We start from the raw sequence: 16,668 nt of genomic DNA on the forward strand, positions 1-16,668 counted from the left end.
CTACTTGACTCCCAACGGGACAATCGGAACGGGCAAACGCTTCATGCGCTCGCCCACGCGGGTCCGGTCCTGGACCTCCCCCGCAAGTTGACCACAAGCGGCATCAATGTCGTCGCCACGCGTCTTGCGGATCGTGGTCACCAAGCCAGCATCCTGCAGCACCTTGGCAAAGCGCAACACACGTTCACGCGAGGAGCGCCGCAGGCCGGAGGCCGGGAAGGGATTGAAGGGAATCAGGTTGAGCTTGCACGGCACGCGGTGCTCACCGCGGCCATGCACCAGCGCCAGCAGGGCCTGGGCATGCTCTTCGGTGTCATTGACGCCTTCGAGCATGCAGTACTCGAAGGTGATGAAGTCGCGTGGCGCAGCCTGCAGGTAGCGCTTGCAGGCCGCCATCAGCTCATCCAGCGGGTATTTGCGGTTGAGCGGCACCAGCTCGTCGCGCAGGGCATCGGTGGGTGCATGCAGGGACACCGCCAGTGCCACCGGGCAATCCTCACGCAAGCGGTCCATCATCGGCACCACGCCCGAGGTGGACACCGTCACGCGACGGCGCGACAGACCATAGCCATGGTCGTCCAGCATCACCCGCAGCGCCGGGATCAAAGCCCCGTAGTTCTGCAGCGGCTCGCCCATGCCCATCATCACCACATTGGTGATGACCCGTTCACCGGCGGGCAACTGCAGCCGCTCGCGCAACCGGTGTTCGGCAAACCACAGCTGGGCCATGATCTCGCCGGTGCTCAGGTTGCGGCTGAAGCCCTGGTGGCCGGTGGAGCAAAAACGGCAGCCCACCGCACAGCCCGCCTGGGAAGACACGCACAGCGTGCCACGGTCATCCTCGGGGATAAAGACGGTTTCGACGGCGTTGCCGCCGCCCACGTCGAACAGCCACTTGGTGGTGCCATCCGACGACACCTGCTCGGTCAAAACCGGCAGGCCCCGGATCTCGGCCCGTCCGGCGAGCTTTTCGCGCAGGGACTTGGCCAGATCGGTCATGGACGCGAAATCCTTCGCGCCCTTCTGGTGAATCCAGCGGAAGAGCTGGGTGGCGCGAAAGCGCTTTTCGCCCAGCCCTTCACAGTACGCACTCAGGCCATCCAGGTCGTGGTCGAGCAAATTGACGACATCGCCCATGGACCAGCCTCCTCTGACGTGCGTAAACCCTCGCGCCGATCAGCGCGAGTGGATGTTCATCGCCGGGAAGAAGAAGGCGATTTCGACCGCAGCAGTTTCGGCGGCGTCGGAGCCGTGCACGGCGTTGGCGTCGATCGAATCCGCGAAGTCGGCACGGATGGTGCCCTTGTCGGCCTTCTTCGGGTCGGTGGCACCCATCAGGTCACGGTTCTTCAGGATGGCGCCTTCGCCTTCCAGCACTTGCACCATCACCGGGCCTGAGATCATGAAGCTCACCAGATCCTTGAAGAAGGGGCGAGCCTTGTGCACGGCGTAGAAGGCCTCGGCATCGGCCTGAGACAGCTGCATCATGCGGGCAGCAATCACCTTCAGGCCAGCGCCTTCGAAGCGGCTGTAGATCTGGCCGATGACGTTCTTGGCCACGGCGTCGGGCTTGATGATAGAGAGGGTGCGTTCGATGGCCATTGTGGTTTTCCTCGAAAGTTCGATGAGGGTTTGGACAAAGCCTTGAATTTTAGCCTTGCCCGTTGACATTCCTGTGCGTCAGCGACGACCACGTCCGCCACCACCACCCCCGCGCCCCTGGAGCTTGCGGGTGAAGGCGTCTGCGCCGATGTAGCCCACCGAGGTCTGCATCGGGTCGGGCTGGCGCTGGTTGCCACCGCCACCGCCGCCGCCCTTGCCCTTGCCACCGCGGCCACCGCCCCGATTTTCTTGGACAAAACGGCGGTCATAGGTCTGCTGCAGCGGATTCGGGATGGGACCATCCTCGAAATCGTCGTCACGCACCGAAGCCGCGCGCTCGCGCTGGATGGCGCGGCGGTCATAGGTCTGCTGCAACGGGTTCGGAATGCGACTCGGATCGCCCGGCTCCCGCTGTGGCGCCAGATCACCCTGCTCACGGCGGCGCTTGTCATTGCTGTTGTTGTTGCGGTTGCCGCGGGCATTCTCGGGGCGAGCCCCCTCGGCGCGGCCCTCAGGGCGCTCACGGCGCTGCTCGTTGCCCCGCCCCTTCTTGCCACCCCGGTCATCGCCACGCACCGGCCGACCGCCCTGGGCGTCGCGTCCTTCGCGGCGGCCTTCGCCACGCGGTGCCCCGGCACCGTCGGTCAGGCGGCGCAGCGCCTTCACGTCGGCCTCGCCCAGGTCCACCCAGTCGCCTCGCTTGAGCCCGCGCGGCAGCACGACGCAGCCATAGCGGATCCGGATCAGGCGGCTGACCGTGAGGCCCACCGCATCGAAAAGCTTGCGCACTTCCCGGTTGCGACCTTCGGTGATCACCACGCGATACCAGTGGTTGACCCCCTCGCCGCCACCGTCCTCGATGCTCTTGAACGCGGCGGCCTGACCTTCGATCTCCACGCCGGCCAGCAGGCGCTCGCGGGCCTCCTTCTCGAGGGTGCCCAGCACGCGCACGGCGTACTCGCGCTCCACGCCAAAGCGCGGATGCATCAGCTTGTTGGCCAGATCACCGGAGGTCGTGAGCAGCAGCAAGCCCTCGGTGTTCATGTCCAGACGGCCCACCGACTGCCACTTGCCCTGCTGCAGGCGCGGCAGCTTGCGGAACACCGTGGGACGCTGTTGCGGATCGTCGTGGCTGACCACTTCACCGGCCAGCTTGTGATAGGCAATGACCCGGGCAGGCGGCGGGGCGATGCGGATGCGCACCGGCTTGCCGTCCACCGCCACTCGGTCCCCAAAGGACACGCGCATGCCGGTGTGGGCAACCTCGTCGTTCACGGTGACGCGCCCGTCCTGGATCATCTGCTCCATGTCGCGGCGGGAGCCGATGCCGGACTGCGCCAGCACCTTGTGCAGCTTGGGGGCATCCGCGTCCGGCAGCAGCACACGCTTTTCCGCGACGGCTTCGCCGGTCTCGGCCATGGCTTCAGGCTCGACCGCGCCGTCAAAATCACCAGCCACCACACTGGCAAACAGCTCGCCGACTTCGGCGGGCGGCACGGAAGCCATCTCGGCTCCCTGCGCCTGGGTGGTTTCCCCGCCCTCCGTGTCCTCGCCCCGGCCAGCACCACGCCGGCCCCGGCGGCGATTGCGCGAACGCCCTCCGGCGCCGTCTTCGGCGCCCTCACCCTCTTCGGGCGACTGGGCGGCGGCCTGCGGCGAAGCCTCGGCAGACGCCACCGGCATCGGCACGTCCTGACGCACGTCCTGAACAGCCTCCTGCGGCGCGACTTGCTGCGAACCGCCATCGGCCTCAGGCGCCTGCGGGGACTCAGCCGCCTCCATAGAGACTGGCTCGACCGCTGCGGCAGCCGTCTTGCGCGGAGCGCGGGGCTTGCGGGCCGGCTTGGCCGCCTCTGCCGCCGCCTCCGGCGCTGCTGCGCCGGCAGGCGCTTCCTCAGCGGCGGCACTCACCGGCTTGCGCGTGCGGGTGCGCTTCTTGGGTGCCTCGGCGGGAGCTTCTGCCGAGGGCAGTTGCGGGTTGTCTTGGTCAGCGTCGTTCATGCTTCAGGTGGGGTTGATGCGTTGTCCGCCTGCACGCCCTCAGTGGCTTGCGCGGAAGATTCGGTGGCGGCGGGCAGGTCGCCTGGATGGGTTGCCTCTCCAGAGGGTGCTTCCGGCGGATCCAGCGCCAGTTCCCCCTGCTCCGCCAACAGGTCAGGCTGGGTGCTGGTCAGCCCCGCCAGTGCTTCGAGGCCGCCCGGGCCTTCCAGCAGCGGCAGCTGATCCAGGCTGCCCAGCCCCAGATCGTCCAAGAATTGGCGTGTCGTGGCATAGAGGGCTGGCCGCCCCGGTGCGTCTCGGTGCCCGATGGCTTCGATCCAGTTGCGATCCTCGAGCTGCTTCATGATCTGGCTGGACACCACCACGCCCCGGATGTCCTCGATGTCCCCACGGGTCACCGGTTGCCGGTAGGCAATGATGGCCAGCGTCTCCAGCACCGCGCGGGAATAGCGGGGCGGCTTCTCCGGATTCAGGCGATCCAGATACTCGCGCAACTCCGGACGGCTCTGGAAGCGCCAGCCGGAAGCCACCCGGACCAATTCCACGCCGCGTTCACGCCAGTCCTGCATGAGCTCATCCAGAACCATCCGAAGCGAATCTGCCCCGAGCTGATCCTCGAACAGCACGCGCATTTCCCGCAGCGACAGCGGCTGGCTGGCACAAATCAGTGCGGTTTCGAGAACGCGCTTGGCATCCTGTGTGTTCATCGACAAGGGATCGAAACGCTGCCCGTCGGGGCAGTGGACTCGTCAGGCCGCTGTACCGCGGCGGCATGTGCTCGTGGCGTCCGCGCCGACTCGAGGCGACAGCAGGACGGGCATGGATACAGTTTCTTCGCCGGGCCGGTGGAGACCACAATCTGCGGCTGGGGAAGCCCCGTGACACACGGCGGCTCGTCCCATTCACCGGAAAGACAGCGGGGGGTGCAAACCGGATCTCTTCGGCACTCGCCTTTCGGTGCATGCCGGCAGCCGCTGTCAGGGCTTGGTTCCCGATTGTATTACAAGCCGAGGCACAGGCGATGCCTCATTGCGCAGTGGCCAGCACCTGTTGCCAGGCCGCTGCCAGATCGGACGGCATCGGCGCCTCGAAGGACAGCGGCTCGCGGGTGATGGGGTGGGCGAACGCCAGTTCGGCAGCATGCAGGGCTTGGCGCTGCATGCCCCGCAGCGGACGCCCCCCGTACAGCGCATCGGCGAGCAGCGGGTGTCCTTCATGAGACAAATGCACCCGAATCTGATGCGTGCGCCCCGTATGCAGCTTGCACCGGATGGCACTGACCTCGCCGTCGAAGGCCACCGGCTGGACATCGGTCCGGGCAGGCTTGCCACCCGTCGACACCGCCATGCGGGTGCGAAGGGCAGGATCCCGACCCACCGGCGCATCGACGGTGAAAGGCGCCTTCCCCACGTCGCCATGGGCCAGGGCCAAATACCGGCGGTGGATGTCGCGCTGGGCCATGTCGCGCACCAGGGCGGTCACGGCTTCCAGAGTCCGCCCCACGACCATCAGGCCCGAGGTGTCCTTGTCCAGCCGGTGCACGATGCCCGCCCGTGGCAGCTGCGCGGCTCGGGGATCCCGCGCCAGCAAACCATTGAGCAAGGTACCCGACCAGTTGCCCGCGGCCGGATGCACCACGAGCCCCGCGGGCTTGTTCACCACGAGCACATGCATGTCCTCGTGGACGACATCGAGCGCCATGGGCTCCGGCCGGAAGGCCAAGCTCTCGGCGGGAGGCACCAGGTGGACCTCGAGGCGCTGCCCGGCCCGCACCTTGCGGGAGGACAGGGTCGCCACCACGCCATCCAGGCGAACCTGCCCCGCTTCGACCAGTCCCTGCAGATGGCTGCGGGAGAACTCCGGCGCGAGGGCGGCCAGCACCCGGTCCAAGCGCTGCGCGTGCGCAGAAGCCCCCAGCACCTGCGCGCGCAGCTCAAACTCCGACTCGGCTTCGCCGTCCTCCGGAGCCAGGATGGCATCACCCTGGCAGGACGCGTCCAGGGACGCCCAGTTGCCACTCATATAATCAATCGACCTTTTGTCTGCACTCCGCGCTCCGCGGCCAACTCCGGTGGCCGCCCGATTCATGACCGCACACCCCCTGTTCCGTGCCCTCACCCGCGGCGCGCTCGCTGCGCTGATGGTGACCCTGGCTGCCTGCAGCTCCCTCAAGGACCCTGAAATCAAGGGAACGGCCGAAGAATTGTATGCATCGGGCAAGTCGGAGATGAGCTCCGGCAACTGGCCCAGCGCCATCAAGTACCTTGAGAAGGTGGAGGGCCGCGCGGGCGGCGGCCTGCTCGCCCAGCAGTCGCAGCTGGACCTGTCCTACGCCTACTGGAAGTCGGGCGAGAAGGCCCAGGCCATCAGCACGCTGGACCGATTCATCAAGCTCAACCCGTCGAGCCCCGGTCTGGACTATGCGCTCTACCTGCGCGGCATGGTCAACTTCAACGACGATTTCGGGCTCATCGGCGCGCTGTCGCGCCAGTCCCCGGCCGAGCGCGATCAGCAAGCCTCGCGGGAGTCCTACCAGTCCTTCAAGCAGTTGGTCGATCAGTTCCCGGAGTCGAAGTACGCTGCCGATGCGCGCCTGCGCATGGACTACATCGTGAACGTGCTGGCCGAGTATGAGGTCCATGTGGCCCGCTACTACCTGCGCCGTGGTGCACTGGTGGCGGCAGCCAACCGGGCCCAGCAGACGATCACCGTCTACCCGCAAACCCCAGCCACCGAGGAAGCCCTCTACATCCTGGCCCAGGCTTATGACCGGCTGGGCCTGGACAAGCTGCGCGACGATGCCACCCGGGTGCTGGCGCACAACTTCCCCGAAAGCCCGCTGCTCAAGCAGGGCATCCAGGAACGCGAAAAGCCCTGGTGGCAGCTCTGGTGAGCCGACCAGGCAGATGACATGACGACAACGGCCCCGCTTCGGGGCCGTTGTGCTTTCAAGCCCCCGCGGTCAGACCTGCGCGTGGGCTGCGGCCAGTTCGCGCAGCCAGGCCAGGGCCTGCTCGCCACTGGACAGCATGGTCATCGGCGGCAAGGCCGCCAGCAGGCGCCCCCCGTAGCGGGCCTGCAGCAGGCGCACATCGCACAGCACCAGCAGGCCGCGGTCGGTCTCGGTGCGAATCAGGCGCCCCGCCCCCTGCTTGAGCGCGATGGCGGCCTCGGCCACAAAATAATCGTTGAAGGCGTCCCGGCCCTGGCTCTTGAGCTGGCGCACGCGCGCCTCCACCAGCGGATCGTTCGGCGGCGGAAAGGGCAGCTTGTCGATCACCACGCACTGCAGCGCCTCACCAGGCACGTCGATGCCTTCCCAGAAGCTGGCCGAACCCACCAGCACACAGCGCCCCTCCTGGAAGCGCTGCAACAGGCTGCGCTTGGCCGCCGTGCCTTGCACCAGCACCTCCAGTGAACTGCCCAGGCTCTGCAGTTCGCCCTGCAGGGCCTCGGCCACCGTGCGCATGGCCCGCAGCGTGGTGGTGAGCACGAAGGTGCGCCCGCCCAGCGCGTGGGCGCAATGCGCGGAGGCCCGCCCCACCATCACCGGGTGCGCCGCCTCGTTGGGCTGTGGAAAGCGTGGCGGCACATAGACACGGGCATGGTCGGCATAGGCAAAGGGACTGCCCACCCGCAGCTTGCGGGCGTCGTCCAGACCGGCGGCTTCGCTGAACCAGCTCAGCGCCTCGTCGTCGCCCAGCGTGGCCGAGGTGAACACCCAGGCCCGGTGCCCCTGGGCACGCTGCTCACCCATCATGCTGCGGATGTCCAGCGGCGACTCGATCAACCGGGCCTGGTGCGGCGTCAGATCCACCCAGCGCACACGCTCCGGCGGAGTCTCCAACCCGAAGCGGGCCACCAGGGCCTGCAGGGCCTGCATCCGCGACTGCAGTCGCACAAAATCGGGTGAGCTGGCAGCCACCAGTTCGAGTGCGGCCCCAGCCACCCGCAGGGCCTCGGTCAGCCCGCTCAGCCCCTGATCGAGCAACTCTTGCCGACTGCCGCCCGCCACCTCCTCCCAGCGCAGACGCAGCACGCCCTTGGGCTCCCGGTGCGGACCGGCCACCGCCAGTCGCAGGGCCTTGGCCGCCTGCTCGCAGGCCGCAGCAATGTCGATCCAGGGCGCCTGGCCGCGGGCCTGCTGCTGCCCCGCGGCCAGCAGATCCTGGGCGAAATCGTGGACCTGGCCGGTCCCCAGGGTCTGGCCGAGAAACTGCACGCCAGCTTCCACCATCTGGTGGGCCTCATCGAAGACCGCGATGTCCACCGTGGGCAGCAATTCGGCCACGCCGCTGTCGCGCAGGGCCAGGTCGGCGAAGAACAGGTGGTGGTTCACCACCACCACGTCGGCGGCCATGGCCTCACGGCGAGCCTTCATCACATGGCAGGCGTGGTATTCGCCGCACTCGCTGCCCAGGCAGTTGTCGCGGTTGGAGGTCACCAGGGGGATGACCTCGGAGCGCTCGTCCAGGCCCTCCAGCTCCCCGATGTCGCCGCTGGTGGTGGCCTGGGCCCAGGTCTCAATGCGGGACAGCGCCCGCACGGCGTAACGGTCCGACAGGGTGGCCCCTTCACGCGCCTGCATCAGCCGATGCCGGCACAGGTAGCTGGCCCGCCCCTTGAGCAGTGCCACGGTCACCGGCAACTTCAGGATGTCGCGCAGCCGCGGCAGATCGCGGAAGAACAGTTGGTCCTGCAGGCTCTTGGTGGCGGTGCTGACCAGGGTGCGCCGACCAGACAGCAGGACCGGCAGCAGATAGGCGTAGGTTTTGCCCACCCCGGTGCCGGCTTCGGCCACCAGGGCTTCGCGCCGCTCGATGGCCTCGGCCACGGCCTGGGCCAGCCGGTCCTGCGGCTCACGCGGCATGAAGCCGTCGTCGGCATGGGCCAGCGGCCCCTCGACAGACAATGCCTCACGGACCGCCGAGACCAGATCGGCGGAAGGGGCTGCAGCGGGATCGGACATCCGTTCAGGCGGGTTCGGGGGGTTCCAGCATCGCCTCCAACTGGGCGATCTGGTCACGCAGTACCAGGCGCTGCTTCTTGAGCCGACGCAAGGCCAACTCGTCCGGACCCGACAGGGAATCGGCACCGTCGATGCGATTGTCCAGTTCGGCGTGTGCCATGCGCAACTCGATCAATCGCCTGAGGGGCGAATGCAGGTTGTCGGCAGGAAGAAGATCGGCATCCACAGTGGCTTGAGTTTATATTGCGCCCATGACAATGACATCCCAGGGCTACCGGATCACGGCAGCCACCGGCCTGCACAAGGGCGACCGGGCCTACCAGCAGGATCAGGTGCTCATCCTGGCCAACCCCCGCGTACCGGGTTGCGCGCTGGCCCTGGTGGCTGACGGCATGGGAGGCAAGAGCGGCGGGCGCACCGCCTCCGACCAGGTCATCATGACCGCCAAGCAGGTGTTCGACCGCTACACACCGGCCACCGACGACCCCACCGAGATGCTGCGCCAGCTGGTGGTGGAGTCCCACCTAATGATCAAGCTGACCGCCATCACGGCCGACGAGGAACCCCACAGCACACTGGCAGCCTTTCTTGTCTTGCCGGACCGCAGCGCCTACTCGGCCCACGCGGGCGATTCACGGGTCTATCACTTCCGCGGCGCCGAGATGCTGCGCCGCACGGTGGACCACTCCTATGTGCAGCGCCTGATCGACGAAGGCAAGATCACCGAGGCCCAGGCCAACACCCATCCGCAGGCCAACCTGTTGACGGGCTGCCTGGGCACCCAGCAGGACCCTCCTGTGGAGATCACTCCGCTGGACCGCCTGGAGGTGGGCGACAGCCTGCTGGCCTGCTCCGACGGCCTGTGGCATTACCTGACCCCCCGCGAGCTGGGCGCCATCGTCAGTGCCCTGGCCCCGCGAGAAGCCAGCGAGATGCTCATCGGCAAAGCCCGCCAGCGCGCCCGCGGCATGGGCGACAACCTCTCCCTCGCGCTGGTGCGCTTCGACCCCATCCATTGAGACCGGTCCGGCCGGGCGCCGGATTCCGAGGAGTTCAGGTCAGCGAGGTATCCACCGTCCTGCGCTCCAACGCCAGATACTCGGCCGAGCGCATCTCGTTCAGACGGGACACCGTGCGCGGGAACTCGTGGGCCAGCGGGCCATCGGTGTAGAGCTGCTCGGCCGGCGTGGCCGCCGAGACGACGAGCTTGACCCGGCGGTCGTAGAGCACATCCACCAGCAGCGTGAACCGCCGGGCTTCCGAGGCCAGGCGCGGTGGCATCTGGGGCACCCCCGACAGCAGCAGGGTGTGGAAGCGCGAGGCCAGTTCCAGATAGTCGTTCTGCGAGCGCGGGCCGCCGCAGAGGGTCTGAAAGTCGAACCAGATCACCCCCCCAGCGCGACGGCGGGCCTTCAGCTCCCGGTGCTCGATGTTCAGCACCGGGTCCTCGTCGGGCACCTCGGCCAGATCGTCGAAGGTCCGGGCCATGGCCACCTCGGCCTCAGGCCCCAGGGGCGTGTGGTACAGGTCCACCTGCTCCAGCGTGCGGCGCCGATAGTCGACGCCGGCATCGACGTTGATCACCTCCAGGTTGGCCTTGAGCAACTCGATGGCTGGCAGGATCCGGTCGCGGTGCAAGCCATTGGGATACAAACCGTCCGGATGGAAGTTGGAGGTGGTGACGATGGACACCCGGTGGGCGAACAGCGATTCCAGCAACCGGTAGAGGATCATCGCATCGGTCACGTCGGCCACATGGAACTCGTCGAAGCAGATCATCCGGTAGCGCCGGGCGATGCGCGCGCCCAGTTCCTCCAACGGGTTCTGGCGGCCCTTGAGCTCCTGCAACTGCCGGTGCACCTCGCGCATGAACTCGTGGAAGTGCAGCCGCGTCTTGCGGGTCAGCGGCACCGAGCGGTAGAAGCAATCCATCAGGAAGCTCTTGCCCCGCCCCACCCCACCGTACATGTAAACGCCGCGGGGGATGGCCGGCTTGACCAGGGCCTTGGTGATCGCATTGCTGCGGCGGGCCTTGTAGGCCGCCCACTCGTTCTCGCAGCGTTCCAGCGCGGCCACCGCGCGCAGTTGGGCCTCGTCGGCCTGGAAGCCGTTCTCGGCGAGCAGTTGCTCGTACAGCTGACGAACGCTCATCGTTCAAACCATCTCAAAGGACAAGAAAAGGCCCGCCGGCCTGGCAGGCGGGCGGGCCGGAGAACGGCCGGGAGCAGACAGCCCCACGGCAGCCCGGAGCTCAGAAGTTCAGCGTGCGCTTGTCCACCGCCAGGGCGGCTTCCTTGGTCGCCTCGCTCAGGCTGGGGTGGGCGTGGCAGATGCGCGCGATGTCCTCGGCCGAGGCCTTGAACTCCATCGCCACCACGGCTTCGGAGATCAGCTCCGAGGCCATCGGGCCGATGATGTGCACGCCCAGGATTTCGTCCGTCTTGGCATCGGCCAGGAACTTGACAAAGCCGGTGGTGTCGCCCAGCGCACGGGCGCGGCCGTTGGCCAGGAAGGGGAACTGGCCCGCCTTGTAGGCCACGCCCTCGGCCTTGAGCTGCTGCTCGGTCTTGCCGACCCAGGCGATCTCCGGGCTGGTGTAGATGACCCAGGGGATGGTGCCGAAGTTGACATGACCGTGCTGGCCGGCCATGCGCTCGGCCACCGCCACGCCCTCTTCTTCCGCCTTGTGCGCCAGCATCGGGCCGCGCACCACGTCGCCCACAGCCCACACGCCCGGCAGGTTGGTCTTGCACTCGGCATCGACCACGATGGCACCGCGCTCATCGAGCTGCAGGCCCACAGCCTCGGGGTTCAGGCCGATGGTGTTGGGCACGCGGCCGATCGAGACGATCAGCTTGTCCACTTCCAGCGACTGGGCCTCGCCCTTGGCGTTGGCATAGCTGAGGGTGACGCTCTTCTTGCCCTTCTTGACCTCGGCGATCTTCACGCCCAGCTCGATCTTCAGGCCTTGCTTGGTGAAGACCTTCAAGGCCTCCTTGGCCACGGCCTCATCAGCCGCGCCCATGAAGGTGGGCATGGCTTCGAGGATGGTCACTTCGGCACCCAGGCGGCGCCAGACCGAGCCCATTTCCAGGCCGATCACGCCGGAGCCAATCACGCCCAGCTTCTTGGGCACGGCGCCGACGCGCAGCGCGCCGTCGTTGGACAGGATCAGGTCCTCGTCGAACTCGGCACCCGGCAGCTGGCGGGCATTGGAGCCGGTGGCGATGATGACCTGCTTGGCCACCAGCACCTCCTCGGCAGCGCCGGCCACCTTGATCTCATAGGCGCCATCCTTGGCACCGGCGAAGGAACCGCGGCCGTGGAAGAAGCTGACCTTGTTCTTCTTGAACAGGTAGAGGATGCCGTCGTTGTTCTGCTTCACGACGGAATCCTTGCGGGCCACCATCTTGGCCACGTCCATCTTCACCGTGCCGGTGCTGATGCCGTGCTCGGCGAAGTGGTGGGTGGCGTGCTCGAAGTGCTCCGAGGACTGCAGCAGGGCCTTGGACGGGATGCAGCCGACGTTGGTGCAGGTGCCGCCCGGAGCCGGGCCGCCAGCGGCGTTCTTCCACTCATCGATGCAGGCCACGTTGAAGCCCAGCTGGGCCGCGCGGATGGCGGCGATGTAGCCACCGGGGCCGCCGCCGATGACGACGACGTCAAATTGTTTGGACATGGAAACTCCCGGGGATCAGATGTCGAACAGCAGGCGGGCCGGGTCTTCCAGCGCTTCCTTCATGGCCACGAGGCCCAGCACGGCTTCGCGGCCGTCGATGATGCGGTGGTCATAGGACATGGCCAGGTAGTTCATCGGGCGCACCACGATCTGACCGTTCTCCACCACGGCACGGTCCTTGGTGGCGTGCACGCCCAGGATGGCCGACTGCGGCGGGTTGATGATCGGGGTCGACAGCATGGAGCCGAAGGTGCCGCCGTTGGAGATGGAGAAGGTACCGCCGGTCAGCTCTTCCAGACCCAGCTTGCCGTCCTTGGCCTTCTGGCCAAACATGGCGATGGTCTTCTCGATCTCGGCAAAGGTCAGCTGATCGGCGTTGCGGATGATGGGCACCACCAGACCACGGGGCGAACCCACGGCGATGCCGATGTCGAAGTAGCCGTGGTAGAGGATGTCGTTGCCATCCACCGAGGCGTTCAGGATCGGGTACTTCTTCAGGGCGTGCACAGCCGCCTTGACGAAGAAGCTCATGAAACCCAGCTTGACGCCGTGTTCCTTCTCGAACTTCTCCTGGAACTTCTTGCGCATCTCCATCACCGGGGCCATGTTGACCTCGTTGAAGGTGGTCAGGATGGCGTTGGTGGATTGCGACTGCAGCAGACGCTCGGCGATGCGGGCGCGCAGGCGCGACATCGGCACGCGCTGCTCCGGACGGTCACCCAGGTTCTGGGCCACGGGCGCGGCCACGGCGGGCAGCGGCTTGGCCACAGATGCCGCCACCGGCGCGGCGACGGGCGCCGCCACGGCCGGCTTGGCGCCACCGGCCACGGCGGCCAGCACATCACCCTTGGTGACGCGTCCATCCTTGCCGGAGCCGGCCACGGAACCCGTGGCCAGGCCGTTGTCGGCCATCAGCTTGGCGGCGGCCGGCATGGCTACGTCGGACTTGCTGCCGCCGGTGGCGGCAGGTGCGGCCACAGCAGCGGCGGCGGCGGCCGGCGCAACGGCGGCAGCAGCCGGCGCGGGCGCGGCCACGGCACCTGCAGCAGCCTCGGTGTCGATCTTGGCGATCACCTGGTCGCTGACAACGGTGCCGCCATCGGCGACCACGATCTCGGTGATGACGCCAGCGGAGGGCGCCGGCACTTCGAGCACGACCTTGTCGGTCTCGATCTCGATCAGGATCTCGTCGATGGCGACGGCCTCACCGGCCTTCTTCTTCCACTGCAGCAGGGTGGCCTCGGCCACGGACTCGGACAGCTGCGGAACCTTGACTTCTACGATTGCCATGATGGGGGAATTCTTTGTAGGGTGTGACAAGGCTCCGGCGCACACGCGCCAGAGCCACGGTCAATGCATGGGGTTTACTTGGAGAGCACGAAGCCCTTGAGCTTGCCGAAGGCCTGATCCAGCAACGCCTTCTGCTGCTCTTGGTGCAGGTGGGCATAGCCGACGGCCGGCGACGCCGAGGCAGGACGGCCGGCATAGCCCAGCTTCTGACCCTCGAGCATGTTCTCGTGGATCTGGTGCTGCACGAAGAACCAGGCGCCCTGGTTCTGCGGCTCGTCCTGGCACCACACGATGTCCGTCGCGTTCGGGTACTTCTTGACCTCGGCGGCGAAAGCCTTGTGCGGGAAGGGGTAGAGCTGCTCGACACGGAGGATGGCCACGTCGTGCGACTTCTTCTCCTCGCGCTTCTTGACCAGGTCGTAGTAGACCTTGCCCGAGCAGGCGATCACGCGCTTGACCTTGGTCGCATCGATCTCGGCATTGCGCTCGCTGATCACCGTGTGGAACTCGCCCTTGGTGAACTCCGACAGCGGCGAGGTCGCGTCCTTGTTCCGCAGCAGCGACTTCGGGGTCATGATGACCAGCGGCTTGCGGAACTGGCGGACCATCTGCCGGCGCAGCAGATGGAAGATCTGGCTGGCCGTGGTCGGCTGCACCACCTGCATGTTGTTGTCGGCGGCCAGCTGCATGAAGCGCTCCAGGCGGGCCGAGCTGTGCTCGGGGCCCTGGCCTTCATAGCCGTGCGGCAGCATCAGGGTCAGACCGTTCGCACGGCCCCACTTCACTTCGCCGGAGGCGATGAACTGGTCGATCACCACCTGGGCACCGTTGACGAAGTCGCCGAACTGGCCCTCCCAGATCGTCAGCGTGTTGGGGTCGGAGCCGGCATAGCCGTACTCAAAGCCCAGCACCGCCTCTTCGGACAGGATGGAGTCGATGACGACGAACGGTGCCTGGCCTTCGGCGATGTGCTGCAGCGGGATGTAGATGCCTTCGTCGAACCTGTCGCGGTTCTGGTCATGCAGCACGGCATGGCGGTGCACGAAGGTGCCTCGGCCTGAGTCTTCACCGGACAGGCGCACCGGGTAGCCCGAAGCCACCAGCGAGGCATAGGCCAGGTGTTCGCCCATGCCCCAGTCGATGTTGACGTCACCGCGGCCCATGGCGGCACGGTCGGCCACCACCTTCTCGACCAGCGGGTGCAGCTTGAAGTTCGCCGGAATGGTGGTGATCTTCTCGGCCAGACGCTTGATCTCGGCCAGCGGCAGCGCGGTGTCAGCGGCGTCCGTCCACTTCTTGCCCAGGAAGGGCGACCAGTCGACCGCGTACTTGCTCTTGAAGTTGGTCAGCACCGGATCAACGGTGTGCTTGCCGGCGTCCATCGCCGCACGGAAGGCCTTGACCATCTCGTCCGGACCACCAGCCGCCAGCACGCCCTGGGCCACCAGCTTGTCGCCGTAGAGCTTGCGGGTGCCCGGGTGCTGGGCGATCTTCTTGTACATCAGCGGCTGGGTCAGCGCGGGCGTGTCCTGCTCGTTGTGGCCCAGCTTGCGGAAGCAGATGATGTCGACGACGACATCCTTCTTGAACTGCTGGCGGTAGTCCATGGCCAGCTGGGTGCACCACACCACGGCATCGGGATCATCCCCGTTCACGTGCAGCACCGGCGCCTCGATCATCTTGACGACGTCGGAGCAGTACAGGGTCGAGCGGGTGTCGCGCGGATCGGAAGTGGTGAAGCCGATCTGGTTGTTGATGACGATGTGAACGGTGCCACCGGTGTAGTAGCCGCGGGTCTGGGCCAGCGCCAGCGTTTCCATCACCACGCCCTGGCCGGCAAAGGCCGCGTCGCCGTGCACCAGCACCGGCAGCACCTGGCTGCCTTCCTTGTCGCCGCGGCGGTCCATGCGGGCCTTCACGGAACCTTCCACCACCGGATTCACGATTTCCAAGTGGGAAGGATTGAAGGACAGGCTCAGGTGGACCGGACCACCAATGGTGGTCACATCGCTGGAGAAGCCCTGGTGGTACTTCACGTCACCCGCGGGCAGGTCCTCCGGCGCGGTGTGCTCGAACTCGGCGAACAGGTCCTTGGGCATCTTGCCCAGCGTGTTGACCAGCACATTCAGGCGACCGCGGTGGGCCATGCCGATCACGATTTCCTGCACGCCCTTCTCGCCGGCATGCTGGATCAGCTCGTCCATCGAGGCGATGAAGCTCTCGCCACCTTCCAGCGAGAAGCGCTTCTGGCCGACGTACTTGGTGTGCAGGTAGCGCTCCAGACCTTCGGCCGCGGTCAGGCGGTCGAGAATGTGCTTGCGCTTCTCGGACGGGAAGCTGGGCTTGGAGCGGGCGCTTTCCAGGCGCTCCTGCCACCAGCGCTTCTCGGTCGGGTCGGTGCAGTGCATGAACTCGGCACCGACGGTGCCGCAGTAGGTTTCACGCAGGGCCTGCATGATCTCGCGCAGCGTCATGTGCTCGGCGCGCGAGAAATAGGTGTTCGCGGCACTGAACGGGATGTCCATGTCGGACTCGCTCAGGTCGTAGAACGCCGGCTCCAGTTCGGGAATCTTGGGACGCTCGGTGCGCTTGAGCGGATCCAGATCGGCCCAGCGGGAGCCCAGGAAGCGGTAGGCGGCGATCAGCGACTGGACGTGGACCTGCTTGCGGGCCACGGCGAGGTCGGTGGAGCTGGCCTTGACCGTGAAGGCGTTCGACTTCGCGCGTTGGGCGAAGGATTCGATCACGGGAGCGTGGGGCACGTCGCGGCTGGCGGTGCCGTCGACTGCAGGAACGTTCTGCAGCGCGTCGAAATACTCGCGCCAGTTGTCGGGCACGGAGCCCGGGTTGTCGAGGTAGGCCTCGTACATCTCTTCGACGTACGGCGCGTTCCCCCCGAACAGGTACGAGTTCGACCTGTATTGCTGCATCATTTCTCGCTCACCTTCCGCCCTGGTTTCCAGAGCTCCGATGGGTTGATCAACCTTCCGCGGCCCGGCTTGACCGTTTGGCGGATTGCGATCCGCCTTGCTGCCCAATGGGTAGGATCAGCAAGGGGACACAGAAGGACCTGAATTGTCAGGGTGAGACTGTAGCACCGTTGGCTTTGCCCACCGGCCCAGTAACT

Annotated in this window: 13 protein-coding genes; 2 read left to right on the plus strand and 11 right to left on the minus strand. The window is 66.7% G+C overall.

The annotated features are described in order from the left end of the window. From rlmN to M0L44_RS07300, 5 genes are all read right to left on the minus strand, one after another. The gene (gene rlmN, locus M0L44_RS07280) at positions 1-1,137 is read right to left on the minus strand and encodes a dual-specificity RNA methyltransferase RlmN (RefSeq protein ID WP_252768989.1); all 1,137 of its coding nucleotides are present in this window, start codon (positions 1,135-1,137) and stop codon (positions 1-3) included. Positions 1,138-1,176: 39 nt separating this feature from the next. Beyond that, a complete protein-coding gene (gene ndk, locus M0L44_RS07285; RefSeq protein ID WP_022979854.1) occupies positions 1,177-1,602 on the minus strand; it encodes a nucleoside-diphosphate kinase in 426 nt (141 codons plus the stop codon). 78 nt (positions 1,603-1,680) lie between these two features. Beyond that, positions 1,681-3,603: a pseudouridine synthase gene (locus tag M0L44_RS07290; protein ID WP_252768990.1), complete on the minus strand. Its 1,923-nt coding sequence runs from the start codon at positions 3,601-3,603 to the stop codon at positions 1,681-1,683. Then, positions 3,600-4,310: an SMC-Scp complex subunit ScpB gene (scpB, locus tag M0L44_RS07295; RefSeq protein ID WP_252768991.1), complete on the minus strand. Its 711-nt coding sequence runs from the start codon at positions 4,308-4,310 to the stop codon at positions 3,600-3,602. The genes M0L44_RS07290 and scpB overlap by 4 nt, the downstream gene beginning before the upstream one ends. Positions 4,311-4,629: 319 nt before the next feature. Further along, a complete protein-coding gene (locus tag M0L44_RS07300; protein ID WP_252768992.1) occupies positions 4,630-5,625 on the minus strand; it encodes an RluA family pseudouridine synthase in 996 nt (331 codons plus the stop codon). 64 nt (positions 5,626-5,689) lie between these two features. On the opposite strand from M0L44_RS07300, the gene M0L44_RS07305 reads away from it, so the two are divergent. Beyond that, positions 5,690-6,496, plus strand: a complete 807-nt coding sequence (locus tag M0L44_RS07305) for an outer membrane protein assembly factor BamD (protein ID WP_252768993.1) — start codon at positions 5,690-5,692, stop codon at positions 6,494-6,496. Between the two features lie 69 nt (positions 6,497-6,565). Here the strand turns inward: M0L44_RS07305 and yoaA are convergent, their stop codons facing one another. Both yoaA and M0L44_RS07315 read right to left on the minus strand, forming a co-directional pair. Further along, positions 6,566-8,572, minus strand: coding sequence for a DNA repair helicase YoaA (gene yoaA / locus M0L44_RS07310; RefSeq protein WP_252768994.1), 2,007 nt, complete (start codon positions 8,570-8,572; stop codon positions 6,566-6,568). A 4-nt stretch (positions 8,573-8,576) separates the two neighbouring features. After that, positions 8,577-8,732 carry a YdcH family protein gene (locus tag M0L44_RS07315; protein WP_252768995.1) on the minus strand — a complete coding sequence of 52 codons (156 nt, stop codon included), beginning with the start codon at positions 8,730-8,732 and terminating at the stop codon, positions 8,577-8,579. Positions 8,733-8,829: 97 nt separating this feature from the next. Here M0L44_RS07315 and M0L44_RS07320 point away from each other — a divergent pair, with 97 nt between their 5' ends. Beyond that, positions 8,830-9,591: a PP2C family protein-serine/threonine phosphatase gene (locus tag M0L44_RS07320; protein WP_252769287.1), complete on the plus strand. Its 762-nt coding sequence runs from the start codon at positions 8,830-8,832 to the stop codon at positions 9,589-9,591. 34 nt (positions 9,592-9,625) lie between these two features. On the opposite strand, the gene zapE is transcribed toward M0L44_RS07320, so the two are convergent. The 4 genes from zapE to M0L44_RS07340 all read right to left on the minus strand — a co-directional run bounded on the left by zapE (position 9,626) and on the right by M0L44_RS07340 (position 16,474). Beyond that, a complete protein-coding gene (gene zapE / locus M0L44_RS07325; protein WP_252768996.1) occupies positions 9,626-10,723 on the minus strand; it encodes a cell division protein ZapE in 1,098 nt (365 codons plus the stop codon). A gap of 100 nt (positions 10,724-10,823) precedes the next feature. After that, a complete protein-coding gene (lpdA, locus tag M0L44_RS07330; RefSeq protein WP_252768997.1) occupies positions 10,824-12,251 on the minus strand; it encodes a dihydrolipoyl dehydrogenase in 1,428 nt (475 codons plus the stop codon). A 15-nt stretch (positions 12,252-12,266) separates the two neighbouring features. Continuing rightward, positions 12,267-13,541 (minus strand): 2-oxoglutarate dehydrogenase complex dihydrolipoyllysine-residue succinyltransferase, encoded by a 1,275-nt coding sequence (gene odhB / locus M0L44_RS07335; RefSeq protein WP_252768998.1) that lies wholly within the window; start codon positions 13,539-13,541, stop codon positions 12,267-12,269. 74 nt (positions 13,542-13,615) lie between these two features. Continuing rightward, a complete protein-coding gene (locus M0L44_RS07340; RefSeq protein ID WP_252768999.1) occupies positions 13,616-16,474 on the minus strand; it encodes a 2-oxoglutarate dehydrogenase E1 component in 2,859 nt (952 codons plus the stop codon). Positions 16,475-16,668: the final 194 nt, after the last annotated feature.

This window comes from Ideonella oryzae, from assembly GCF_024055665.1.
Classification (GTDB): domain Bacteria; phylum Pseudomonadota; class Gammaproteobacteria; order Burkholderiales; family Burkholderiaceae_C; genus Ideonella; species Ideonella oryzae.